Origin of the sequence: Methyloterricola oryzae, assembly GCF_000934725.1 — a bacterium.
Lineage (GTDB): Bacteria > Pseudomonadota > Gammaproteobacteria > Methylococcales > Methylococcaceae > Methyloterricola > Methyloterricola oryzae.
In genome coordinates this window covers 51047-73888 of the sequence record NZ_JYNS01000017.1, presented here as the reverse complement: position 1 = coordinate 73888, position 22842 = coordinate 51047, and the positions used below count along the sequence as shown (strand labels likewise).

The window sequence follows — 22842 nt, the reverse complement described above, 5'->3', positions numbered from 1 at the left end:
CGCCGTGGCGGCGAAAATCCCTCGCTCGGATAGGCGTCGCCTTAGGACGGCAGAATCCGGGCAAAATGATGGCGGGGCGGTATCAGTTCCCTGACCCTGACCCCGCCGTCCTTGAGGCAGCCTGCCTATCCCTGTCCCCTGGCCACGTCCGGCTCCATCCTTGGATCGCCGGCTCCGCTTAGCAGAGTCGCGCCTTTACTTGAAGGTCACCGTACCGGGCTTCGAACTGTCGACAACCGGCGCGACACTGCCGCTCAAAACACCCCCGTTGACATGGGTGTAGGGAACGACCGGAGCCGAAACGTCGAACTGCGCGGATATGCTGGTAATGGTGGGATTGGTGCTGACCGCGAACAGTCCGGTCGGCCCGAAGGTGCTGACGATTTTCTGATTCACCGCAGCGGCTGCTGAGGGATTGCCCACGTCGTCGGCGATTTTCTGCAAGACCACCAGCTTGTCGCCGCTAGGACCGCTGTTGCTGGAGTTTCGCCACTGAATGGTCTGCTCACTCCACAACGGGTAGTTCCCGGACGCCACGTTCGGCAAGGTCGGCGCATAGCCGTCGATGCGCACATAGCGATAGCCTTTGGTCGGGTTCACGCCGATGGTGCCGCTGGCGTTCCAGTCGGTACTCTGTTCAGCGACGCCCCAGCGGTGCTTGCTGTCGGAATTGAAGGTGCTGGTGTTGGCCCCGTTCTGCCAATCGGACAGCAGGCTATCCTGCTGTCCGGCCCCCGGGGCCTGGCGCACAATAGGGCCATTCGTGGGGTTACCCGGCTCTGTTGCAGAAGCGAAGGCGTTTACAGTCCCCGGCGAGTTCAGGAATACCGCACTGAAGGCCGCGCCGATGGCGGCGCCGCTGTTACGGTTTCCGATAGCCACCAGATTCTTTCCGCCCTCCAGGTCGGGCGCCGAAACGCCTGCATCGTCGGCAAAATCGGTGAGGGATCCCAGATCCGTGCCCTGATTCGCACCGGTGGCAATCGGACGCTCATCGACCACGCGCACGTCGTCCCAGGTCTTGATCCGGCCCGCCAGCAGGGAACCCACAAATGCTCGGCTCAGCGTCGGGATGCTGGCCTCGTTTTGATAATCGCCGATGGTCGTGGAAGACGGCAACGTGCCGGTCGCTTTCTGTGCCGCCTGCAGAACCTTATACAGATCAAGGGTGACTGCCAGGCCATAGGTCAAGCCGCCTGCTGGAACCACGGTGAGAACACTGGACGATTTGCTCACGTCCACCACCGGGAAAGCCGGGTCGCCCGATGCAGGCGTCGGTTTGTTAACGCCCGAGAACAGTTCCGGATTGACACCCGTAATGCCGGCATCCGAAGTGGTATCTTGAAGATCGCCGGCCTGACTCGTCCGGACGCGCCAATACGTTTCGCTACCCGCTGGCGGCGTCGCATTGCCGTTTTGAATATTCAACTGCTTGACCTGATAACTGGGGTCCAGCAAGGGGACCACGCCGTATCCGGCGCCACCGAACGATCTTTTGTAAATCAATACATTGACGTTAGTACCGCCTGTGCTTAAACCCGGAATCTTGGTGTTATTGGTCGTAAAGAAGTAAGCGCGGTAGCGTGAGCCAGGACTGGAGGCGTTGGCGTTGTCGTAATAGACGTCAAAAGTGCCTGGCAGCGCTAAGGCTTCAATAAAGCTGTCGAATGCGGGGTCCTGAGCCGCACCGCCGGAGATGTATACGGTCAAGTTGGCGGTGTTCTCGGGACTCAAGGCGTGCGCCGCACCGGCGCCCGAGAGCAACGCCACGGCCAGGGCCAACTTCTGAAACTTGGGTGAAATAGCGCTTATGGAGTTTTTCATGGTTGTCTCACTTGCATCAATTCAGGTGATCAAATCGGAAGACCGATCCGCTACGAAGGCCGGTTATGCCATTCAACATCAAGGGTTTGGCGTCACTCGTGCTCTTGGAAGCATCCCTACTTCTTCTTCGACGATGCCGTCACGGTGATTCCGCTGGCCTGATCACATACCAGCTCCTTTTTGCTGGCTCTGATACAAGCCTTGAAGGCCCCCGTTGCAGACGCATTGGATTTGACGGGCTTCCATTTGAACGCCCGCTTTTTAGCAGCTACGGTCCGAACAGATTTAAATTTGCCACCGCCGGATTTGGAGTACTGCAAAGTGGCTTTCACGCCACCCTTCACGCCATAGCTGGTAAAGGTCACGCTCTGGCTTTTCCCTACCTGCCAGGCAGTGGGAACGGTTCCCAACACAATCGTGGCCCCCGCAGCAACCTTGACCGTCGCGGTTCCACTTTCCTTTCCGTCGCTGACCGTCAACTTGAAGGTGTAGGTACCATTCTTGTCCGCGGTGAAGGTGGCCTTGGCCTGATTCGCACCCGTCAGAGAGACGCTCGGGCCGGACTCCTGTGTCCAGGCATAGGTCAATGTGTCCCGGTCCGGGTCGGAACTTGAACTGCCATCCAGGGTGACGCTGGTACCTAGCGCCACTTGTTGAAAACTACCCGCATTGGCTACCGGCGGACTATTGGTCAATCCAGGCGGCTGCACACCAGTCGCCGCAAACACCAGCTTGCCGCCACTAGTCAGCTGCCAAGAGCCTATTTCCGTCACTTTGCCTTTGTCGAAATCGGTATTGGTGACCCAAAAGAACTTGGCGGAAGTACCTAGTCCGTTAACGATATTCGCATTGGCCGTTTTGGCGATTCCTCCACCGCCAAAATTGCCTGCCCAGGCGATGTCAAAAGACGCAGAACGGTCGCCCTTATCGACCAGGACGGAATTGGGTCCGCCCGCAGTGCTTGCGCCAGCCGCAGCAAGCTTCACATTGACCGCATCCCAGTACGCGAAAATTCTGGCTGCCGACGTATCCGCGACCCCGCCAAAATCGCCGCTGAAGTCGCTGGCTTGCGTACCCGTCGTCACAACACCCCACTGCGCGTTCGACTCATCGGAAAACGGCTTCGCAACACCCGCTGCGTCGTAGTTCGAATAGTCACTAGCCAACTTGTAGCCACCGACGATGTTGTATTTGAGATTTGCGCCAGCGGCGACGATCTGCTGGAAATTGGCGTCGCTCGACAAATCAATGACGGTGGAAGGAACTTTTCCAGTCACGATGTCGCCGTAACTCAAGCCGGTATTGAACAGAAAGGTTTTTCCTGCTGTTGACCCGGTGCTTCCAGCGTCATAAACCGCAAGCAGCAGGTCCGACGGTGTTCCTGCCACAGACCCGTCTTTTAGGAGGTCTGCCGCCGCAGCCGAGGCAAACACGCCCAGCACTGCTGAAGCGAGTATCTTCAGTTTCATAAGTACCTCTTGGTTGCACACAATTTTCTCAGTTGGGGCAGCCCCCCACAGCCCCGCGTCTGGGACGCGGGTCAGCCCTTTTCTCCAACTTCCAGCGCCCATAAAAAAAGCCAGCAGCCGCAACGGCGTACTGGCTTCCGGTGGTCCGGTCAGCTTTGGTGGGCGATTTCCGTGGGAAACAAAAAAGCCAGCAGTCATCAATGAACTGCTGGCTTCCGGTAGTCCGGTCAACCCAATTTCCGGCTGCGCGAGCCAGATCCGGGTTTCGGATGTCCAGTCTCTAGCGCAACGTGAGCGCCAGATTAGCAGAGGGCTTTATGTCCAAAAAATAACTTTTCGTAACGACTTTATAACAAACTGGCACAAGCCAGACGGGTCGCGGTCTGCACGTTGAATTTGGCTTCAATCAGATTATCGTAATGACTTAATAGCCATAGCCACGTATGGGAGTATTTATTACTTGAAGCTAGCCGCCTGTCAGACTCACACTGCGGTAAAGAATTTCTAGCCGACGTCTTACTTCAGCTTTCGGGATAGGGTAGATAGTGACGCCAATCGACGCCTTCATCTGCAGGCTGATGATCCCTCAGTGAAGTCGTGGACCAGCCACCACCCAGTGCCTTAACCAAAGCCACGGCGGCATCCAGACGACGGCCGTGGACCCCGATGGCTGCGCGTTCATTGACCAATGATTGTGTCTGCGCCGTAAGTACCGCCTGAAAGCTCGTAGTTCCTGCCTTATATTGATTGACGGTCAATTTGACCGCTTCCTGCCCGGTGCGAACGGACTCGGCCAATGCTCTGGCTTCCTCCTCGAGCACACGTAAAACTGAGAGACTATCCTCGACCTCCTGAAATCCAGACAGCACCGTCTGCCGGTAAGCCGCCGCAGTCGCCTGATGAGCCGCGATCGACTGTTTGAGTTGCGCGTTCTTAGCACCTCCTTCGAAAAGCGGCAACGCGGCGGCGGCAGGCCCCAATGCCCAATAATGGCTGGCGCTCGTGAGCAACCGCTCAATGCGCGTATTCTGGAAACCATTGGTAAAATTCAGTGTGATGTTGGGAAAGAAAGCAGCGCGCGCAGCGCCAATTTGGGCATTGGCCGCCACCATCAGCTGTTCGGCAGCCACGACATCCGGGCGCCGTTCAAGCAAGGTCGACGGCACCGCATCCGGTAAGGAAGGAAGCTGGGTCAATTCTGAGCTTGCTTCTATATCAAGCTCCGCAGGCGCCTTGCCGATCAATACTGCTATCGCGTGCTCCAGCTGTGTGCGCTGGACATCCAGTTCAATGGCCTGAGCTTGTGTCGCAGTGAGCTGAGTTTCCGCTTGAACAACATCCGCCTTGCTGGCGACGCCAGCTTCGTAACGGTTTCGAGTCAATTCTACGGTTTTTCGAAATGCTTCAACGCTCTCCGCCAGCACCTTCTTTTGCGCGTCAAGCGTCCTGAGTTGAAAGTAGCTTTGGGCCAGTTGCGATTGCAAAGAAAGTGACAGTGCGGAGATCGTGGCGGCACTGGCAAATGCAGTGGCCTCGCCCGCTTCGATCTGGCGACGGATGCGCCCCCACAAATCCAGTTCCCACGCCGCGGTCAGGGCAGTTGTAAAGACCTCACGAACCCCCGGAACAACCTCATTCTGGCCCTTCGGCTGGACTGAACGGGTATAGCTTGCCTGAGCATTGATGCGGGGAAACAGGGCGGCACGGGTTGTATCCACGGCGGCCAGTGACTGCCGAAATTGCGCCTCCGCCTGGGCCAAGGATGGGTTGGTCGCAACCTGCGCCTCAAGCCGATTAAGCAAAACATCGTTGAACGATTCCCACCAATTCAACCGTAAAGGCGGTTCATCGCCCTTCACGACCTTCCAGCCGGGCTGTTCCTTGAAATGGTTCGGCAACGCCAACTCCGGCCGGGTGTAGTCCTGACCAGTCATGCAGCCGGGAAGACTGAAACCTAAAGCGAGAGCAGCGGCTAGCCCTGTGATTCTATGTTGTTGCCTCATGAGATCGGATCTGATTGTCGGATTTGGTGGACGATAATCTTCGTAGGCACCAGAAGCGGAAGCCGTTCAAATAGAGATACACCACGGGCGTGGTATACAGGGTCAGAAACTGACTGACCATCAGGCCACCTACGATAGAAATGCCAAGGGGCTGTCGGATCTCGGCGCCATCGCCGCTGCCCAGCGCGAGCGGCAAGGCCCCTGCCAGGGCAGCCAAGGTCGTCATCAGGATCGGTCGAAAGCGCTGCTGGCACGCCGTCATGATGGCCTCATGCGGACCCAGACCGCGGTCCCGCTCCTCCTGCAAGGCAAAATCGATCATCATGATGGCATTCTTTTGAACGATACCTACGAGCATGATCACTCCGATGAAAGCGATCAGGCTGAATTCAGTATCGCAAGCGAGTAGCGCGAGCAAAGCCCCGACACCGGCGGGCGGCAAGGTCGAAAGGATCGTCAGGGGATGGACATAGCTCTCGTATAGGACTCCCAGCACCACATAAATGCAGAGCAAGGCAGTGAGGATCAGCCAGGGTTGGCTGTTTAACGACTGCTGAAACGTCTTGGCGGTTCCCTGAAACCCGCCATGCAGGGTACTTGGCGCGCCTAGAGAGCTCACAGTTTCCTCGACGATCTTCGCGGCTTGCGACAACGAGACTCCAGGCCTTAGATTGAATGAAACCGTTGCGGCTGCCGACTGACCATGATGGTTGATCTCCTGGGGTGCCGCTGCGTGGCTCGGAGTCAAAAAACTGGCCAAAGGTATCTGCCGGCCGCCTGGAAATTGCAAACTGGGTGGGACACTGACATGCAGAGTCTGCAAAGTCTCGGGCGTCTGCCATTGGCTAGGGTCCAGTTCCATGATGACCCGATACTGGTTCTGCGGGTTATAGATCAGGGAAACGGGCCGCTGGCCAAAAGCATCGTTCAGCGTCTGATCGATCAATTCTTGTGTCACCCCCAGGCGATAGGCAGCATCCCGCTGGACTTCCAATCGCAATTCCTGGCCTTTCTCCTGCAGGTCGGTGTTGACGTCCTCAAATTCTGGGCGCTTTGCGAGCGCCTCCACCAGTCTGGGGGTCCATTGACGCAGTTCGAGCAGGTCGCCGGACTCCAAAGTGTACTGGAAGCTTCCCGGGGAAAAGCGTCCACCCGTTCGGACATCCTGAGCCTGGAACAGGAAGAGGCGTAAACCTGGCAATTTGCTGAACTGCGCGCGCAAGCGCGTCAAAACTTGTGCAGACGAACTGGTTCGCTCGGAAAGGGGCTTCAGCAAGACATTGAAGCCGGGACCGCCGCCCCCCGTGAATCCCGCGACGGCTTGCACGTCCGGGTCTCGCCCGGCCCGTTCCAGTGCTTCGGCCAGTTTGGCCTTTAGGAGAGGAAATGCCAGATTTGGGTCCGTCTGCACCCCCCCAATCAGGCGTCCGGTGTCCTGCTCCGGGAAAAAACCCTTGGGCACGATGGTATACAGGTACACGTTGAGGACGACCGCACCCAAGAAAATAAGAAGAACACAGCGCCGGTGTCGTAACGACCATTTCAAACTGTGTGAGTAAGCAGCCATGAGAGCCTGAAATCCGTGTTCCAAGCACCGAAAAAGGACCCGGTCATCGGTCGAATCGTGCCGCTTGAGAAAACGCGAACACAACATGGGAGTGAGGCTAAGGGAGACCACCAGAGAGACCATCACCGCAGCCGCCAGGGTGACAGCGAACTCACGAAACATGCGACCTACCATGCCCCCCATCAGCAATATCGGGATGAAGACAGCCAAGAGCGATAAGCTCATCGATACAACCGTTGGCGTGACTTCTCGTGCGCCGATGATGGCCGCGTGCATGGGCGCCATGCCCTTCTCGATTTTGCCGGCAATGTTCTCCAGCACGACAATCGCGTCGTCCACGACAAAGCCCGTGCCGACAGCTAGAGCCATAAGGGACAGATTATCCAGGCTGAAGCCGAACACATACATGACGGCGAAACTACCGATCAACGACACAGGAATCGCCACCGATGGAATCAAGGTGGAGCGAAGATTGCGGAGAAATAAAAACACCACCAGCATGACCAAGGCGATAGAGAGCGCTAGACAATGCTCTACCTCCCGCAATGATGCCTTGATCATGCGGGTGCGCTCCATCAGTACCTCAATGTCGGCAGAGGCCGGCAGCCCGCCCTCCAGTTCCGGCAGCGTCCGTAAAACACGTTCCACCGTCTCAACTATATTGGCGTTGGACTGTTTGTACACTCTGAGCACAACGGCGGGATGACCATTCGCAAATCCCGCGCTGCGCTGGTTTTCGACCGAATCGATCACCGTTCCGAGATCGCTGAGACGGACGGCGGCACCGTTTCTGTACGCGACGACCAAGGGCAGATAATCCGTAGCGACCTTGGCCTGGTCGTTGACTTGAATGTCCCATCGATGTCCGTCGGCCTCGATGGACCCCGTGGGTTGATTGACATTGGCTGCCGCAATCGCCGCGCGAACGTCCTCCAGCCCAATCCCGTACTTGGTCAAGGCGCCAGGATTCAGTTGAATCCGTACAGCCGGAGAAGATGAGCCACCCACCTCCACCAGTCCTACGCCACCGATTTGCGAAATGCGCTGCGCCAATCGGGTAGAGGCGATATCGAACAACTGCCCGCGATCGATCACGTCTGACATCAGCGCCATTTCAATTACTGGCTGATCGGCAGGATTGTACTTTCGAAAGCTCGGTTGGCTGGGCAAATCCGCCGGCAACTGATTGCGCGCTGCGTTGATCGCAGCCTGGACGTCGCGCATGGCCCCATTGATGTCCCGGGAGAGTTCGAACTGAAGTGTGATGTTGCTGCGGCCGAGGCTGCTCGATGAGGTCATTTCACTCAAGCCCGCAATTCGTCCCAGGGCCCGCTCCAGGGGGGTCGCCATAGTGGCGGCCATGGTCTCGGGATTTGCGCCGGGCAGCCTCGCCTCTACCGAAATGGTGGGAAAATCCACCATGGGCATGGGCGCGACCGGCAGATACAAATAAGCGACTGCGCCTGCAAGCAGGATGGCCAGCCCCAGCAGGCTAGTTGCTACGGGACGGTGCACAAAGAGTTGCGGGCCCAATCCGGGAACAGCGACTGACTCATTCGGCTCGATTGATGCCACAGGCTCAAACTCCGGCATCCAGGGCTGCCGTACCGATACCGAACAGGCGCCGCTTGAGGCGATCAAACGCCAGGTAAATCACGGGGGTTGTGAACAGGGTAAGACACTGGCTGACGATCAATCCCCCGACCATGGTCAATCCCAGGGGATGACGCAACTCCGAACCGACACCAGAGCCAAGCATCAGAGGCAGTGAGCCCAGTAGCGCGGCCATGGTCGTCATTAGAATAGGCCGGAAGCGCAGCAAGCACGCTTGAACAATGGCCTCGTGCGGGCTCTTGCCTTCTATACGCTCAGCATCCAAGGCAAAGTCGATCATCATGATGGCGTTCTTCTTCACGATTCCGATGAGCAGAATGATGCCGATGATCGCCACGATTCCGAGTTCCGATCCCGCCAGGATTAGCGCCAAAAGGGCGCCGATTCCCGCAGATGGCAGAGTAGACAAAATGGTAAGCGGATGGATGTAGCTCTCGTACAAGACCCCCAGCACGATATAGACAGTGACGATCGCAGCCACAATCAACCAGAGAGTTCCGGCCAGAGAGTCTCGGAACGCGGAGGTTGCGCCGTGGAACTCGGTGCGGATGGAAATCGGCATTCCAATCTCATCCTTGGCTCTTTCTATCGCTCGCACCGCTTGCTCCAATGACGCGCCCGATGCCAGGTTGAATGAGAGCGTAGCGGCAGGAAACTGGTCCAACCGATTGAGAACCAGGGGCCCAACCCGCTCGTCAATTCGAGCCAAGGCCGATAGTGGAACCTGCGTGCCACTCGTGGATGGAACGCGCAAGTCCCCCAGAGTGTCAGGTCCTGGATTGGACAGATTTGCTTCGAGTACAACGCGATATTGATTTGACTGGGTGAAGATTGTCGAAACAAGACGCTGACCGAAGGCGTCGTACAATGTGTCGTCGATGGCTTTTAGCGTGACTCCTAGCCTCGACGCGGTCGACCGATCGATCTCCACGTGCATCCGCGCACCATTCTCCTGAAGATCGCTGGCGACCTCATAAAATTCCGGCGCGGCCACAAGGCGCTCCTTCAGCAGGCCGCTCCAATGGCCCAGCTCTGCCGAATCTGCGCCACCCAGGGTAAATTGATACTGAGCCCGGCTAGGCCGGCTCTCGATGGTCAGATCCTGAACCGGCTGCAAGTAGGCCTTGATGTCAGGCACTTCTGATAGGCGCGCGCGAAGACGCGTATTGACTTCGACAATAGTATCGCCACGCGTCGGCCGAGGCTTCAGTGCCACAAGAAGACGACCACTGTTGAGCGTGGTATTGACTCCATCGACCCCAACAAAAGAGGACACTCTATCAACAGCTGGATCCTGCAGAACGGCGGATGCCAGGTCTTGCTGCCGAGCCGCCATCGCGGAAAACGAGATGTTGGCCGGCGCTTCCGTGACGACCTGGATCAAGCCCGTATCCTGAATCGGAAAAAACCCTTTTGGCACCCACATGTAAAGTATGACCGTCATGACAAGGGTCAGCGCGGCAAATATCAATGTTGGACCCTGTCGCAAGAGCACCCAGTCCAGGGCCCTCTTGTAAGCGTCGAGTACGCGATCAAAGATATGCGCCGCTGCACTCATCACAGCGCCTTCGCTCGCGATCCCGCCATGGCGAAGGAGCCTGGCGCACATCATCGGGGTGAGGGTGAGGGAAACGGCAGCGGAAATCAGGATGGCCACCGCCAGGGTCACCGCAAATTCGCGAAACAAGCGCCCGACCACGTCCCCCATAAACAGCAACGGTATCAGCACGGCGACCAGCGACAGTGTCAGGGAAAGAATGGTGAAACCGATCTGCTCCGACCCCTTCAAGGTAGCCTGCAAAGGCGATTCACCCTGTTCCAGATGCCGTGAAATATTCTCGATAACCACAATGGCATCATCCACCACGAATCCAGCGGCGATGGTCAAGGCCATGAGGGTGAGGTTATTGACGCTGAAGTCCGCCAAGTACATAACGGCGAACGTGCCCACCAACGAAAGTGGAACGACGATGGCAGGAATGGCCGTAGCGCGAGCGCTCTTCAAAAATCCGAAGATCACCAGAATGACCAGAACGATCGACAGAAGCAGTTCATGCTGAACATCGCGCACCGAAGCGCTTATGTTCTCGGTTCGGTCGCTGAGCGGTTCAATGCGAACCGAAGATGGCAAGTCGGCTCGAAGCTCCGGCAACAAGGCCTTGATGCGGTCCGCCACCTCGATCACGTTCGTACCAGGCTGCTTTTGCACGTTGATCAAGATGGCAGGCGCCCGATTCGCCCAGGCTGCCAGATCGGTATTTTCAACATCGTTTACGACTTGAGCAACATCGTTTAACCGCACCGGAGCCCCGTTTCGATAAGCGATGATGATGCCGGCGTATTCGCTAGCATCGTGCAGTTGATCATTGGTATTTATCGTTTCAGTCCGGCTGCCACTTTCGACCATGCCCTTGGGCTGATTGACGTTGGCAGTGCCGATGGCAGCGCGCAAGTCTTCCAAGCTCAGGCCGTAGGCCGCGAGTATCTTCGGATTGGCACGCACCCGCACCGCCGGTCGTCTGCCACCACTGAGCCTAACCAGCCCTACCCCTGAAATCTGAGAAATTCGCTGGGCCAGACGCGTGTCGACCAATTCTTGTACCTGAGACAGAGGCAAACCGTCAGAGGTAACCGCAAAGCTCAGGATGGGCGCATCAGCCGGATTGACCTTGCTGTAAATCGGAGGCGCAGGCAGATCGGCAGGCAGATAGCTACCGGCAGAATTGATCGCTGCCTGAACGTCCTGCTCGGCGACATCAATATCAAGCCCCAAGCCGAAACGCAGTACGATTACGGAGGCGCCGCCGGAACTGGTCGATGATATCTGTGCGAGTCCCGGGATTTGACCGAACTGCCGTTCCAAGGGTGCCGTCACAGTCGATGCCATGACGTCGGGACTGGCACCACTGTAGAAGGTCACTACTTGAATCGTGGGATAGTCCACCTGAGGCAAAGCCGACACCGGGAGAATTCGATACGCCAAAAGGCCCAACAGTAACAGTGCAACCATCAGCAACGAGGTGCCAACAGGCCGCAGGACAAAGGGTCGCGACAGGTTCACTGCCTATGCTCCTTGCTTTTGGTGCTGCGCTGTTCCGATTGAGCGACTGGCTCGCTGGCTGACACCAACGTCCCGCTCGCTGTTCCACTGGCCGATGCCGCCACTACACGCACCGACTGTCCGTCACGCAGACGATCGCTGCCTTCGATCACCACCTCGTCGCCGGGATCCAGGCCCTCTAGTACTGCAACGCGCTGTCCTTCACTAGGACCTAGCTTTAGAAGCTGCAGCCTGACTTTGCTTTTCCCACCGACCACATAGGCAAACTCACCTTGCGAGCCACGCTGGACCGCAGCGCTTGGTATCAGCACAACATCCCTGTGCGGCGACAAGTTCATTCGCACATTGACGAACTGATTGGCAAACAAGACACCATCGGCATTGGGAAACAACGCCTTGAGCTTGACCGTGCCAGTTGTGACATCAATCTGGTTATCTACAGCAAGCAGGCTTCCAACCGCCAGAAGATTAGTGCCCTTGCGATCATAAGCGTCAACGCTAAGCTTGCTACCCTCATTAAGTTGCCTCATGACTTGCGGCAACTTCTCTTCTGACAAAGTAAAAACTGCGGCGATTGGTTGCGTTTGAGAGATGACCACCAGTCCATTTGCGTCGTTTGTCTTGACGACATTGCCTGGGTCAACCAAACGCAGACCGGCCCTGCCGTCCACGGGCGAAGTGATCCGACAATAGGCCAGTTGCAACTTGATGGCGGCAATCTGTCCTTTATCCACGCGCGCAGCGGCCTCATACTGACGCACCAGCGCCGCCTGGCCAGCCACCTGCTGATTCGAGATGGAATCCTGAAGCAGCAAGGTTTGGTAACGCTGCAGGTCGGCTCTTGCGTTATCCAGCAAGGCTTCGTCGCGAGCCAATTGGCCCTCTGCCTGGGCCAACTGTGCCTCGAAGGGACGGGGATCAATTTCCGCTAGAAGTTCGCCCTTGTGTACCGGTTGTCCTTCAGTGAAATGTACGCGCAGGAGTTCCCCGTCCACCCTTGAACGAATAGTGACGGTATTGATTGCGGTAACCGTGCCCAAGCCATCAAGGTGCAGTGGCAGATTGCCACGAACGGCAACTGCGGTGCTAATCGGCACCTCGCCGGAAGATCCTCCGCGCTTTACCTGTCCTGTTCCGTCGGCGCGCGCACCCGTTCCAGATCGATCCGGGACGAACGCAAATCCTATTGCAACGGTTGTAACCAAGAAGGCAATTCCAAAGGCAAATCTGAATCGCCTGGTGAGGCTCGGCGCGCCATCAGACGTCAAAACTTCTTTTTCGCTCATGACCTGCGTAAATCAACAGAAAAGGGCCGAACACTGAAGCGGTTGGTGTTAGCGAATCCATCGCAAGGAGCGATCAAGTTTTACGCGAATTTTGATTGCCGCCGTATTAAGGAAGACCAAGCGGACTTCTTAAGCTGGTGCCAGCTCAACAGGCTTGCTGAATCAATGTTTGCCAAGCAGCAGCCAAGCAGCGCGGCCACACAACTCTTGATGGACTGGCCTTTCCCTATTCTGCGCCATCAGACTGCCTAACACCGACTCGATTCAGTGAAACGTGCTTGACGGCGGCCTCGGCCTCGTCGCCATCGTCCTTCATGGCATGGCGAAAGCTGCGGATTGCGCCGCCGAGATCACCGCCGATATTTCGAAGCCGCTTGGTACCGAAAACCACGAGCACGATTAGAAAAAGCAATGCAAGTTCAGGAACGCCTATACCCATCATTCAGCCTCTTTATATTGTTGAAACCAATAGTTAAGGTCCCCAGCCCTATTCTTGATACGCTGCAGGCCCGGCACACAGTTGTTATCGGAGCACTGAGCTTTAAGCAATTCGCGCGCCAGTGCTGTCAATGGAACGGAGCATGAGCAAAGTGCTTATCCGGGCACTTAATTCAGAACGCGAACTCGGTTCAAATGCGCGGACAAGACGGTCACTTAAAACGCTTTTAGTTCATTCAGGAATAAGCATTAAATCTTTAATTCTTTTTGAATCACAACTGACTCGCTAGAATCGATGTCAACCGTCAGTCTGAGCCGTGCAATTAACGCGAGTTGGCATCTTTACGCTCAAATTCGCGGCTAACCGGGCACTGACCAACCCTTTGGTGTACCTAGTCGAGGAGGAGAGAAATGGACCCGAGCAATACGACAGCAAAGCCGGAACAGCCCACACGTTTTCAGAACGGAAAACTTCTGGCCTTTGAAGACTCGCGCGCCCTCTCTCTCTCTGTTCGAGCGAGCGCCCTCGTCTTTGAAGATCCTGAATCGAAACGGCTGCTAGAGCAGATCGAGCGCATCGCGCCGAGCGATGCTACGGTCCTCATCATTGGCGAAACGGGAACCGGCAAGGAACTGGTCGCCCGCCACATTCACGCTTTAAGCCGCCGCCGTGAAGGCCCGTTTGGCGCCCTGAATTGCGCAGCCTTGAGTGAAAGCCTGATCGAGAGCGAGTTGTTCGGACATGAGCGCGGCGCCTTCACCGGAGCGCTCACCAATAAGGACGGTTGGTTCGAGACAGCCCATCGAGGCAGTCTGTTTCTCGACGAGGTGGGCGATCTACCCCTGGGCCTCCAGGCTAAGCTGCTGCGTGTTCTCCAGGAACGGGAAGTCGTCAAGGTCGGGTCCCGTAAACCGACGCCAATCGATGTGCGCGTCATTGCCGCGACCAATGTCAATTTGGAAGAAGCCGTTTCTGCCGGACACTTCCGGGCCGACCTGTACTATCGATTCAACGTGGCCACCATTCGGTTGGTGCCACTTCGTGAGCGCCCAGGCGACATTCTGCCGTTGGCCCACCACTTCCTGGACATTTACAGTAAGCGCCTGGACTACCGGGAGATCAGCCTATCTGATAGCGCCACTCGATTGCTGTTCAATTATGACTGGCCGGGAAACATCCGGGAGTTGGAAAACGCCATTCACCGCGCATTGTTAGTTTGCCCTGGCTCGTCTTTGCGGGCCGAGGACTTCAAACTTACGGGGGTTCGGTCTCAGCAACCGCTCCCCACGAGTCACTCGGCTACATCGGCGCTCGAATCGGCTCTGCGGCAACTGTGTGAAAACAATCCGCCCAACTTGTATGAACTCATCGAAGAGGCCTTGATACGGACCGCCTATGAGTTCTGCGAGCAGAACCAAGTGCAGACAGCCAAGCTGCTCGACATCAGCCGAAATGTGCTTCGCCACCGGATGGCGATTTATGGGATGCTGTCAACGCCGGTCCGGCGGCCCCCTGAAATCAGCTTATTCCCCGCAACAAGCTTTAACGAACAAGTCGCTTGAATCAGCGCGGGGGCAGCAGCTTTTTGCTCATCCCCGCTCTGTCACGAGTTGCCCCCCACGTTCCTATCCCGCTGCTCTCAGCAACGAAGACAGCCGACCCGGATGTCTTCAACAACCCACATCCACGTTATTGATCAGGCCCGAAAATACCCTCCTGGCATGTCGGGCCGACGCCAAGGTCGGTACGCGCCCGACCTTGGCTGACGCGGCCTATGGCCGCGCCGAGGCATCCATGCCCCGCATTTACCCGGCCAATTTAAGGGCCGGGTAAATAAGTAACTGGTTCAGATTCGAACGCGGTCGGTCGGTTGCTGGTAGTTGACCGCTATGTCAACTCGCTTTCCGTTCTTACTTGCGCATGAAATACCATACTGTGCCATGCGATGGCGAAGGATGTTCCGACTGATGTCAAGCAATCGCGCAGTACGCACCTGATTCCGGTCGCAATAGTCATAGGCGGTCCGTATCAAGGCCTCCTCGACTACTTCGAATAATTTTGGAGGTGCCGAATCAAACAGGCCGCGTAGCGCAGACTCCAAAGATGACGAACTTTTCAGCACCTGCGGCGGGGCCTGCGGGCGTAACCCCGACAGCTTGAAGTCCTGTGGCCTCAGCCGCCCTGCAGGACATACCAGCAGGGCGCGATGAATGGCGTTTTCCAACTCCCGGATATTTCCCGGCCAGTCATATTCGAGCAACAGATGGATTGCTTCAGGCGCCAGGTCAGCCTCATAACCGAGGTGACTGCTGTAAACCTGCAGAAAATGCCGTGCCAGTGGCAGTATGTCGCCCTTCCTTTCACGGAGCGGCGCAAGATGAATTGCTGCGACGTTAAACCGGTAGTACAAATCTGGACGAAAATGTCCTGCTGCTACGGCATCCTCAAGATTCACGTTGGTTGCCGCAATGACCCGGACATCGATGGGAGTGGCCTTGCGCGAGCCAACCTTCACAACCTCTCGTTCCTGGAGTACCCGCAGCAGTTTAGCCTGGAGGCCGAGGGGCATGTCGCCCACTTCGTCGAGAAACAAGGTCCCCTTGTTCGCCGTTTCAAACCAGCCTTGCTTGTTTTCCAAAGCGCCAGTAAATGCGCCTTTCTCGTGACCGAACAACTCACTCTCGATGAGTGATTCACTTAAAGCCGTGCAATTGACCGCACCGAAGCGCTCCTTCGCACGCAAACTCATGGCGTGGATCTTACGGGCTATCAACTCCTTGCCCGTGCCTGTCTCTCCCGTAATCAGCACAGTGGCGTCGCTCGGAGCAATCCTTTGGATCTGGTCCAACAACCTTCTGGACAAAGTGTCCTCGAAAACCATCGCACTGGCCCGGACGGAATTGCTCATGGACCGTGGCGCCGCAAAGCTGAGCACGGACGTCGACTTGGAATCTATATCGCCTGAATCAGTATCCATATTGAGAACATCTGCTCCAACGGAAATTGCGCAACCAGGCACCCCAATATTTGTGCCCGGTCGCACGTGATTTGATAGGAGCGTCCCGCGAGTGCACGAGTAACCCGGCTCGTCGACGCCACTAGCCGTCGGCCCGTGCCGTTGCAAGCTCGTCTTGGAGTTTTGCAATAGCTGCGCCATCCCCAACATGGCCATGGAACTGCCAGCAGGCGACCTCACCACAATATTCACAAGTTTTCCTTCGATTGCGCGCCTGAACGCATTGAAATGCGTTGGAAGCGGAATTGCTTCGGCCTACAAGAACCGAGTTCAAGGTACCAAATCCCGGTTCCATTTCCCTGGGACAAAACCTGAATTTCTCCGACGGGGCACTGGTTCGCCGCTGGATTTGTCCATGCTGATGCCCTCAATGACTCCCTCTGTCTCACCATCAACAGGCAAACAACCAAATGGTGCCTGAGCAGCAGGTCAGGGCCTAATGGATGAGCTAAGGCCTGATTGATGTGTTGCGCATGGAACATTCGATCAGAGTCTTACGCCGCTCCATGCTCGAAAGTGGGCACAATCGCCAAATTGGCCAGCTCTGGCACGATGGCTGCTGATTCCTTACGAACACATAGGGAACTGCCAACCAACATCACATCGGTGTCCGCAGGTTCCCGAACACGCACATCTTCAAAGCCAAATGGGGGAACCTTACGATGCCGCGCAAAACCGCCGACGACTTTCATCCGGAAGTCCTCAAACTCTTTGACAGCTATGTCCATGGAGCAACCAGCCGCCGTGGCTTCCTGGAGGGTGCCGCGCGATTCGCGATCGGCGGAATTACAGCGGCCGGCCTCCTTGAAGCATTGAGCCCCAGGTTTGCCGAAGCCCAACAGGTGGCTAACGACGACCCGCGCATCCAGACCAGCTATGTGGAATTCGCAACCAGTATTGAGGGCTATGGAAAAATAAAAGGCTATTTGGCGCGCCCGGCTCAGGCGCAAGGAAAGAAACTGCCGACAGTCCTTGTCGTTCACGAGAACCGCGGGCTGAACCCCCATATCGAAGACATTGCCAGGCGATTGGCGCTGGACAACTTCATTGCCTTTGCTCCGGATGCGCTGTTTCCGCTGGGTGGCTACCCAGGAGACGAAGATAAAGCCCGCGAACTATTCCAGAAATTGGACCAGACCAAAACACGAGCCGACTTCGTTTCGGCTGCCGGTATTCTCAGGTACCTACCGGAGGGAAATGGAAAGGTTGGAGTCGTCGGATTCTGCTATGGCGGAGGCATTTCAAATTACTTGGCGACCCGAATCCCCGAACTCGCCGCTTCGGTGCCGTTCTATGGCAATCAGCCGCCGACGACTGACGTACCCAAGATCAAGGCCCCGCTCCTGCTTCACTACGCCGGAAGCGATGATCGAATCAATGCCGGCTGGCCAGCCTATGAAGAAGCCTTAAAGGCCGCCAAGATCAATTACCAGGCCTTCATTTACCCAGGTGTTCAGCATGGATTCAACAATGACACCACACCCCGTTACGACGAGGCCGCCGCCAAGCTGGCGTGGCAGCGAACCATCGAATTTTTCAACAAGTATCTACGCGCCTGATTCGGCAAAAGGGGAAACACCGGAATGAAAAGTACGCTGTTTTGGATTCATCGCTGGATAGGTGTGCTTCTGGCGTTGTTCATGGCTGTCTGGTTTGCCTCGGGCATTGTCATCATGTACACGGAGAACCTCAATGAGAGCCGTGAAGCGCAGTTGCAGCACGCGGAACCTTTGAAACCGCAGGCCGATTGGCTCAGTCTGGGTGAGGCCTGGGAGCGAAGCGCCGCCGCCAGAAAGGCGCAGGCAACGGCCGAGAAAGCGCTCTTAACAGAGGGCAAAACCCAGCCAACGGCGCAGACTGGCGCTAAAGCAAGCGCAAGTGCGGACAGTATTGTCGATGCACGATTGCTGCGCGAGGCTGGACAGCCGGTTTGGCTGATTGAAAATGGCCCCGGTAAACGGTTCGCCATATCGGCCCTGGACGGTACCCTGCGGCGGATCAGCGTCGAAGATGCCCTGCGCACCGCTGCGCACTGGGTCAGCAGCGAAGGCGGCCCGGCTGCGGTAAGCTACCTGGATACGATTGAAACTGATAGCACCCTGAACAATCAAGAATCCTGGAAGCCCTTCCATCGCATCGCGGTCGAGGACGGACACGGAACCCAACTCTTGATTTCCGCCCGCACCGGCGAAGTGATTCGTGCGTCGACTGAATTCGAGCGCGCGCTTTATTACACTGGAAACTGGATCCACCTCTTGCGCTTCATCGATGTGATCAGCCCGGGGGAATCTCGTCACAATGTGCAGCTTTGGCTGGGATTTGGCGCGACTGCCGCATGCTTGACTGGCCTCATCATCGGCTGGCTGAGATGGCGTCCCGGTTGGTTTGGCAAACCCACATACTCTCGGGGCCGCACTCAGCCATACCGTGACGTCTGGTGGAAGTGGCACTTCTGGGGCGGACTGATTGGAGGCACGGTTGCCTTGGGTTGGGGATTGAGTGGATATCTTTCGACCAATCCCTGGCAGATGTTCTCAAATGCCAATCCCAGCCGAGCAGAATTGGTCCAGTACCTTGGAAGCGACTTGCCGCAGACCATGCGCGACTGGAAGCCCGGCCTATTGGATGAATCCGAGGTTGTGGAACTCAATTGGCGCCGTCTGGGTGGGGAGGCAATCTTGCTGGCCTATACCGCAGATGGTGCTCGTTTCGTCCATTCAACCCAGGGCGGCGCGGAGCGCTTCAGCGAAGCCGCTCTGCTGGACGCCGCACACAGACTGTACGGAGTTGAGAAAAGCATCACCGCGGCAGCGCTGGACGACTATGACAGCTACTATTATCCGCGCCGTGGCCGGGGAACCTGGGACCGGCCGCTACCCGCCGCCAGGGTCGATGTCGCGGACTCATCCGGCAGCAGACTCTATGTCGATCCGCTGGACGGGCGCATTTTGGTTAAGCAGGACCAAAGCCGCCGGGTCTTTCGCTGGGCCTTCAATCTGCTGCACTACTGGGATCTTGCCTGGCTGCAGGTCCGTCCCTTGTGGGACGCCTGGATGCTTACATGGATCGGTCTCGGGTTGGTGCTGAGCGTCACGTCGGTATGGCTCGCCTGGAAACGGCTTAAGCTCACCTTCCGTGTCAAGAGGCGCGCGGGCACGCCGATCCAGGTCGGTGCCACGCCATTGCCTGAAACATCAGCGGGCTGAAGGGAATCCGTGTTCGCGGTGCCGCCCGCTGTCCCGAACATGTGTATGAATCCCCAGACGGCAACCGCCACGATGGGCATTGAACTTGGTCAGTGCCCTTCGACACCTCATAACCGATCCCCTTAGCCCCAACTGAGACCGCCCCGACCGCGCTGCCCATGTGGATAGTCAATATCGCCTTGCGCCGACCCTATACCTTTGTGGTCGCGGCGTTACTCATCCTGCTGTCCATGCCCTACGTTCTGACACGAATGCCGACGGACATTTTTCCCCGTATCGACATTCCCGTCGTCGCCATGCTTTGGGACTACAAGGGCATGAACGCAAAGGAAATCGCCGACCGCCTCGCTGGAAACGTGGAGCGATCCATGTCGCTCATCGACGGCATAGAGCACAGCGAGTCACTGTCGCTCGCGGGAGCCTCGGTCATCAAGGTCTTTTTCCACCCCGGGACCGACATCCGCACCGCCATTGCGCAGGTGATGTCCAGCAGTAACTCGGTCTATCGATCTCTCCCCACGAACACCTCACCGCCTCAGATCATCCAGTACTCCGCTGCGGACCTGCCCCTGGTTCAATTGGGAATCTCCAGCGCGACCGTGCCGGAAACCGAGGTCAACGACCTCACCAACAACATCGTGCGAAATGTCCTGCAAGCCAAGCGCGGCGTCGCCCTAACCAGCCCCTATGGATCCAAAGGCCGCCAGGTCACCTTGAATGTCGATCCAACCTCCCTGTTGGCACGCGGCCTTGCGCCGGCCGATCTGGTGGATGCCATGGCGGAGCAAAACCTGATCCTGCCCACCGGAACGCTAAAAATTGGCTCGACCGAGTACGACGTGACACTAAATGGCAGTATCGCCGCCATCCCCCGCTTGGGTGAGTTGCCTGTGCGCACCATGCAAGGCACCACCACACTCGTCAAGGACGTCGCCAATGTGCGAGACGGCTCGACTCCCGTAACTACCATCGCCCGCCAGAATGGCGAGCGCGGGATCATCAATTCAATCTTCAAGGTGGGAAGCGTCTCCACCCTGGACGTGGTGGAGCATGTCAAGGCGTCGATTCCGAAGATGCTGGAACTCATGCCAGACGGTATCGACATGCGTCTGATGTTCGACCAGTCATTGTTCGTGAAGGCGGCCATCGGCAACGTCTTGCACGAAGCCCTGATCGCGGCAAGCCTCACGGCCGCCATGATCCTGCTGTTTCTCGGTAACTGGCGGAGCACCTGCATCATCGCGGTTTCAATTCCGCTATCCATCATGAGTTCGCTGATTCTCCTATTTCTCATGGGGGAGACCATCAACCTGATGACCATGGGTGGACTTGCCCTGGCGGTCGGAATTCTGGTGGACGACGCGACGGTGGAGATCGAGAACATCGAGCGCCAGATGCTGATGGGAAAGAACCCGCATCAGGCCATCCTGGATGGAGCCCAGGAAATCGCGCTGCCAGCCTTTGTATCGACGCTATGCATTTGCATCGTCTTCGTCCCTATGTTCTTCCTCACCGGAGTCGCCCATAGCCTGTTCGTGCCCATGGCGGAAGCCGTCGTCTTCGCCATGCTGGCCTCCTATGTGCTCTCGCGGACCCTGGTGCCGACGCTGGTGATGTATTCGATGTCCAGCCAACACGGCAGCCACCCGACAAGGATCGCGCAGTCTGGCCGGTTTCGCCGGATTCACCATGCCTTCGAAAGCGGATTCGAACGCTTCCGCGATCATTATGTGAGTCTTCTCGGCCATCTGCTCAAACACAAGGCCCGCTTCGGTTCTTTGTTCCTCGGTATCTGCCTGCTGTCCCTGGGGCTGGCCCCCCTGCTGGGAGAGGACTTATTCCCTGCCGTGGACGCGGGACAAATTCGCCTGCATGTTCGCGCGCCGTCCGGCACCCGCATCGAGGAAATGCCCAGGCTGGTGGATGCGGTGGAACGCGTCATCCGCGAACGCATCCCGGCGGACGAACTTGGCGATATCGTTGACATCATTGGCGGTCCCTACAGCACGCGCAACACCCTGTTTGGAAACTCGGGTACCGTGGATGCCGCAGATACCGAGGTCATGATTTCCCTCAACCCAGAAACTCACGGGCCAAGCGAATCTTACATCTCCGAACTGCGCATGGAGCTTCCGCACCGATTTCCCGGTGTGGAGTTCTTCTTTCAGCCGGCGGACCAAGTCAGCCAGACTCTCAATTTCGGCATTCCTGCCCCCATCGATATCCAGTTTGTTGGCGGAAAGCCAGACCAAGTCATGCCCCTGGTCGTTGACCTTAATAACCGCTTACGCGAAATTCCCGGTATTGTCGATGCCCATGTCTACCAACGCTTGAATAAGCCGGCTTTGGACCTCGAAATGAACCGGACACAACTTCAGCAATTGGGTTTGTCTGCCAGGGATGTGGCGCAAAATCTATTGCTCACGCTGAGCGGCAGTATGCAGACGGCCCCGTCCTATTGGTTGAATCCGGCAAATGGCAATACGGTTAATATCGGTGTGATGGGCAACCCCCTGAACCTGGATAGCATCGACGCGCTGATGCGGACGCCGGTTGCGGGAAGCACACTTAAGGAGCCTCAGGTCCTTGGGAACCTCGTCAGCCTGAAGCGCTCATTGCAGCCTGCCATGGTAACCCACATTAACGCCAACAATTCCTTCAACGTGTATGCCAATGTCGCAGGCCGGGACCTTGGTTCGGTTGGCCGGGAAATTGACGCCCTGGTGGCGGAGACAGTGTCCCTGCTGCCGAAAGGCGCGGAAATCGCGGTTCGCGGGCAGATCGAGACCCTACGCAGCTCATTCCTCGGACTGGGAACCGGGCTCGCCGTTGCAATCTTGCTGCTTTATTTGCTGTTGGTGGTCAATTTTCAATCCTGGCTGGACCCCCTCATCATCGTCAGCGCACTTCCCGCCGCTTTGGCTGGGATCTGCTGGACCCTGTTTCTCAGCGGAACCACATTGAGCGTACCAGCCCTTACCGGCGCGATCATGGCTATGGGTGTAGTCACGGCCAATAGCATCCTGCTGGTGTCTTTCGCGCGCACACGCCTGGCGGAGGGCGTGCCTCCAGTCACGGCTGCACTGGAAGCCGCGGCGACTCGCCTTCGGCCCGTGCTCATGACCGCATTCGCCATGATCGTTGGCATGCTTCCCATGGCCTTGGGCTTTGGGGAAGGCGCCGAGCAGAATGCCCCATTAGGCAGGGCGGTGATAGGCGGCCTTGCCTTCGCCACCGCATCGACACTGTTATTTGTACCTCTGATTTTTGCTGGCGCCCATCGCTGGCTCGACCACCGCTACTCAACCCGCGCCCTTTCAGCAACGTCCTGAACCCATTCATGAACTCTCACCCGAC

12 protein-coding genes are annotated in these 22842 nt (G+C 57.2%); 4 read left to right on the top strand and 8 right to left on the bottom strand.

Going from position 1 to position 22842, the window contains the following annotated elements; all coding sequences use genetic code 11:
- Positions 1 to 195: 195 nt before the first annotated feature.
- The 7 genes from EK23_RS17875 to tatA form a co-directional block, all read right to left on the bottom strand.
- Positions 196 to 1824, bottom strand: coding sequence for a hypothetical protein (locus EK23_RS17875; protein WP_045226757.1), 1629 nt, complete (start codon positions 1822 to 1824; stop codon positions 196 to 198).
- 116 nt (positions 1825 to 1940) lie between these two features.
- Positions 1941 to 3491: a PKD domain-containing protein gene (locus tag EK23_RS22055; RefSeq protein WP_145998723.1), complete on the bottom strand. Its 1551-nt coding sequence runs from the start codon at positions 3489 to 3491 to the stop codon at positions 1941 to 1943.
- Between the two features lie 323 nt (positions 3492 to 3814).
- Entirely contained in the window at positions 3815 to 5296 is a 1482-nt protein-coding gene (locus tag EK23_RS17865; RefSeq protein WP_045226756.1) for an efflux transporter outer membrane subunit, read from the bottom strand.
- A complete protein-coding gene (locus EK23_RS17860; protein ID WP_327037067.1) occupies positions 5280 to 8378 on the bottom strand; it encodes an efflux RND transporter permease subunit in 3099 nt (1032 codons plus the stop codon). Before EK23_RS17860 ends, EK23_RS17865 begins: the two co-directional genes overlap by 17 nt.
- A 64-nt stretch (positions 8379 to 8442) precedes the next feature.
- Entirely contained in the window at positions 8443 to 11538 is a 3096-nt protein-coding gene (locus tag EK23_RS17855) for a multidrug efflux RND transporter permease subunit (RefSeq protein ID WP_045226755.1), read from the bottom strand.
- Complete coding sequence (locus tag EK23_RS17850; protein ID WP_082054319.1) at positions 11535 to 12824, bottom strand: MdtA/MuxA family multidrug efflux RND transporter periplasmic adaptor subunit; 1290 nt, start codon at positions 12822 to 12824, stop codon at positions 11535 to 11537. The genes EK23_RS17855 and EK23_RS17850 overlap by 4 nt, the downstream gene beginning before the upstream one ends.
- A gap of 226 nt (positions 12825 to 13050) precedes the next feature.
- Entirely contained in the window at positions 13051 to 13263 is a 213-nt protein-coding gene (gene tatA / locus EK23_RS22720) for a twin-arginine translocase TatA/TatE family subunit (protein WP_082054322.1), read from the bottom strand.
- 410 nt (positions 13264 to 13673) lie between these two features.
- On the opposite strand from tatA, the gene EK23_RS17840 reads away from it, so the two are divergent.
- Positions 13674 to 14825, top strand: coding sequence for a sigma-54 interaction domain-containing protein (locus EK23_RS17840; RefSeq protein ID WP_045226753.1), 1152 nt, complete (start codon positions 13674 to 13676; stop codon positions 14823 to 14825).
- Between the two features lie 284 nt (positions 14826 to 15109).
- On the opposite strand, the gene EK23_RS17835 is transcribed toward EK23_RS17840, so the two are convergent.
- Positions 15110 to 16171, bottom strand: coding sequence for a sigma-54 interaction domain-containing protein (locus tag EK23_RS17835; protein ID WP_235282187.1), 1062 nt, complete (start codon positions 16169 to 16171; stop codon positions 15110 to 15112).
- Between the two features lie 770 nt (positions 16172 to 16941).
- Here EK23_RS17835 and EK23_RS17830 point away from each other — a divergent pair.
- The 3 genes from EK23_RS17830 to EK23_RS17820 all read left to right on the top strand — a co-directional run bounded on the left by EK23_RS17830 (position 16942) and on the right by EK23_RS17820 (position 22817).
- Positions 16942 to 17838, top strand: a complete 897-nt coding sequence (locus EK23_RS17830) for a dienelactone hydrolase family protein (protein ID WP_045226752.1) — start codon at positions 16942 to 16944, stop codon at positions 17836 to 17838.
- 24 nt (positions 17839 to 17862) lie between these two features.
- On the top strand, positions 17863 to 19485 hold the full coding sequence (locus EK23_RS17825) for a PepSY domain-containing protein (protein WP_045226751.1): 1623 nt from the start codon (positions 17863 to 17865) through the stop codon (positions 19483 to 19485).
- A gap of 158 nt (positions 19486 to 19643) precedes the next feature.
- Positions 19644 to 22817 carry an efflux RND transporter permease subunit gene (locus EK23_RS17820; protein ID WP_045226750.1) on the top strand — a complete coding sequence of 1058 codons (3174 nt, stop codon included), beginning with the start codon at positions 19644 to 19646 and terminating at the stop codon, positions 22815 to 22817.
- The last annotated feature ends 25 nt before the right edge of the window (positions 22818 to 22842 follow it).

Coding starts and splice junctions, on each gene's coding strand:
- EK23_RS17835 (WP_235282187.1), bottom strand. CDS start 16,171: ATGAGCAATTCCGTCCGGGCCAGTGCGATGGTTTTCGAGGACACTTTG.
- EK23_RS22055 (WP_145998723.1), bottom strand. CDS start 3,491: ATGACTGCTGGCTTTTTTGTTTCCCACGGAAATCGCCCACCAAAGCTG.
- tatA (WP_082054322.1), bottom strand. CDS start 13,263: ATGGGTATAGGCGTTCCTGAACTTGCATTGCTTTTTCTAATCGTGCTC.
- EK23_RS17840 (WP_045226753.1), top strand. CDS start 13,674: ATGGACCCGAGCAATACGACAGCAAAGCCGGAACAGCCCACACGTTTT.
- EK23_RS17830 (WP_045226752.1), top strand. CDS start 16,942: ATGCCGCGCAAAACCGCCGACGACTTTCATCCGGAAGTCCTCAAACTC.
- EK23_RS17875 (WP_045226757.1), bottom strand. CDS start 1,824: ATGAAAAACTCCATAAGCGCTATTTCACCCAAGTTTCAGAAGTTGGCC.
- EK23_RS17865 (WP_045226756.1), bottom strand. CDS start 5,296: ATGAGGCAACAACATAGAATCACAGGGCTAGCCGCTGCTCTCGCTTTA.
- EK23_RS17850 (WP_082054319.1), bottom strand. CDS start 12,824: ATGAGCGAAAAAGAAGTTTTGACGTCTGATGGCGCGCCGAGCCTCACC.
- EK23_RS17820 (WP_045226750.1), top strand. CDS start 19,644: ATGTGGATAGTCAATATCGCCTTGCGCCGACCCTATACCTTTGTGGTC.
- EK23_RS17825 (WP_045226751.1), top strand. CDS start 17,863: ATGAAAAGTACGCTGTTTTGGATTCATCGCTGGATAGGTGTGCTTCTG.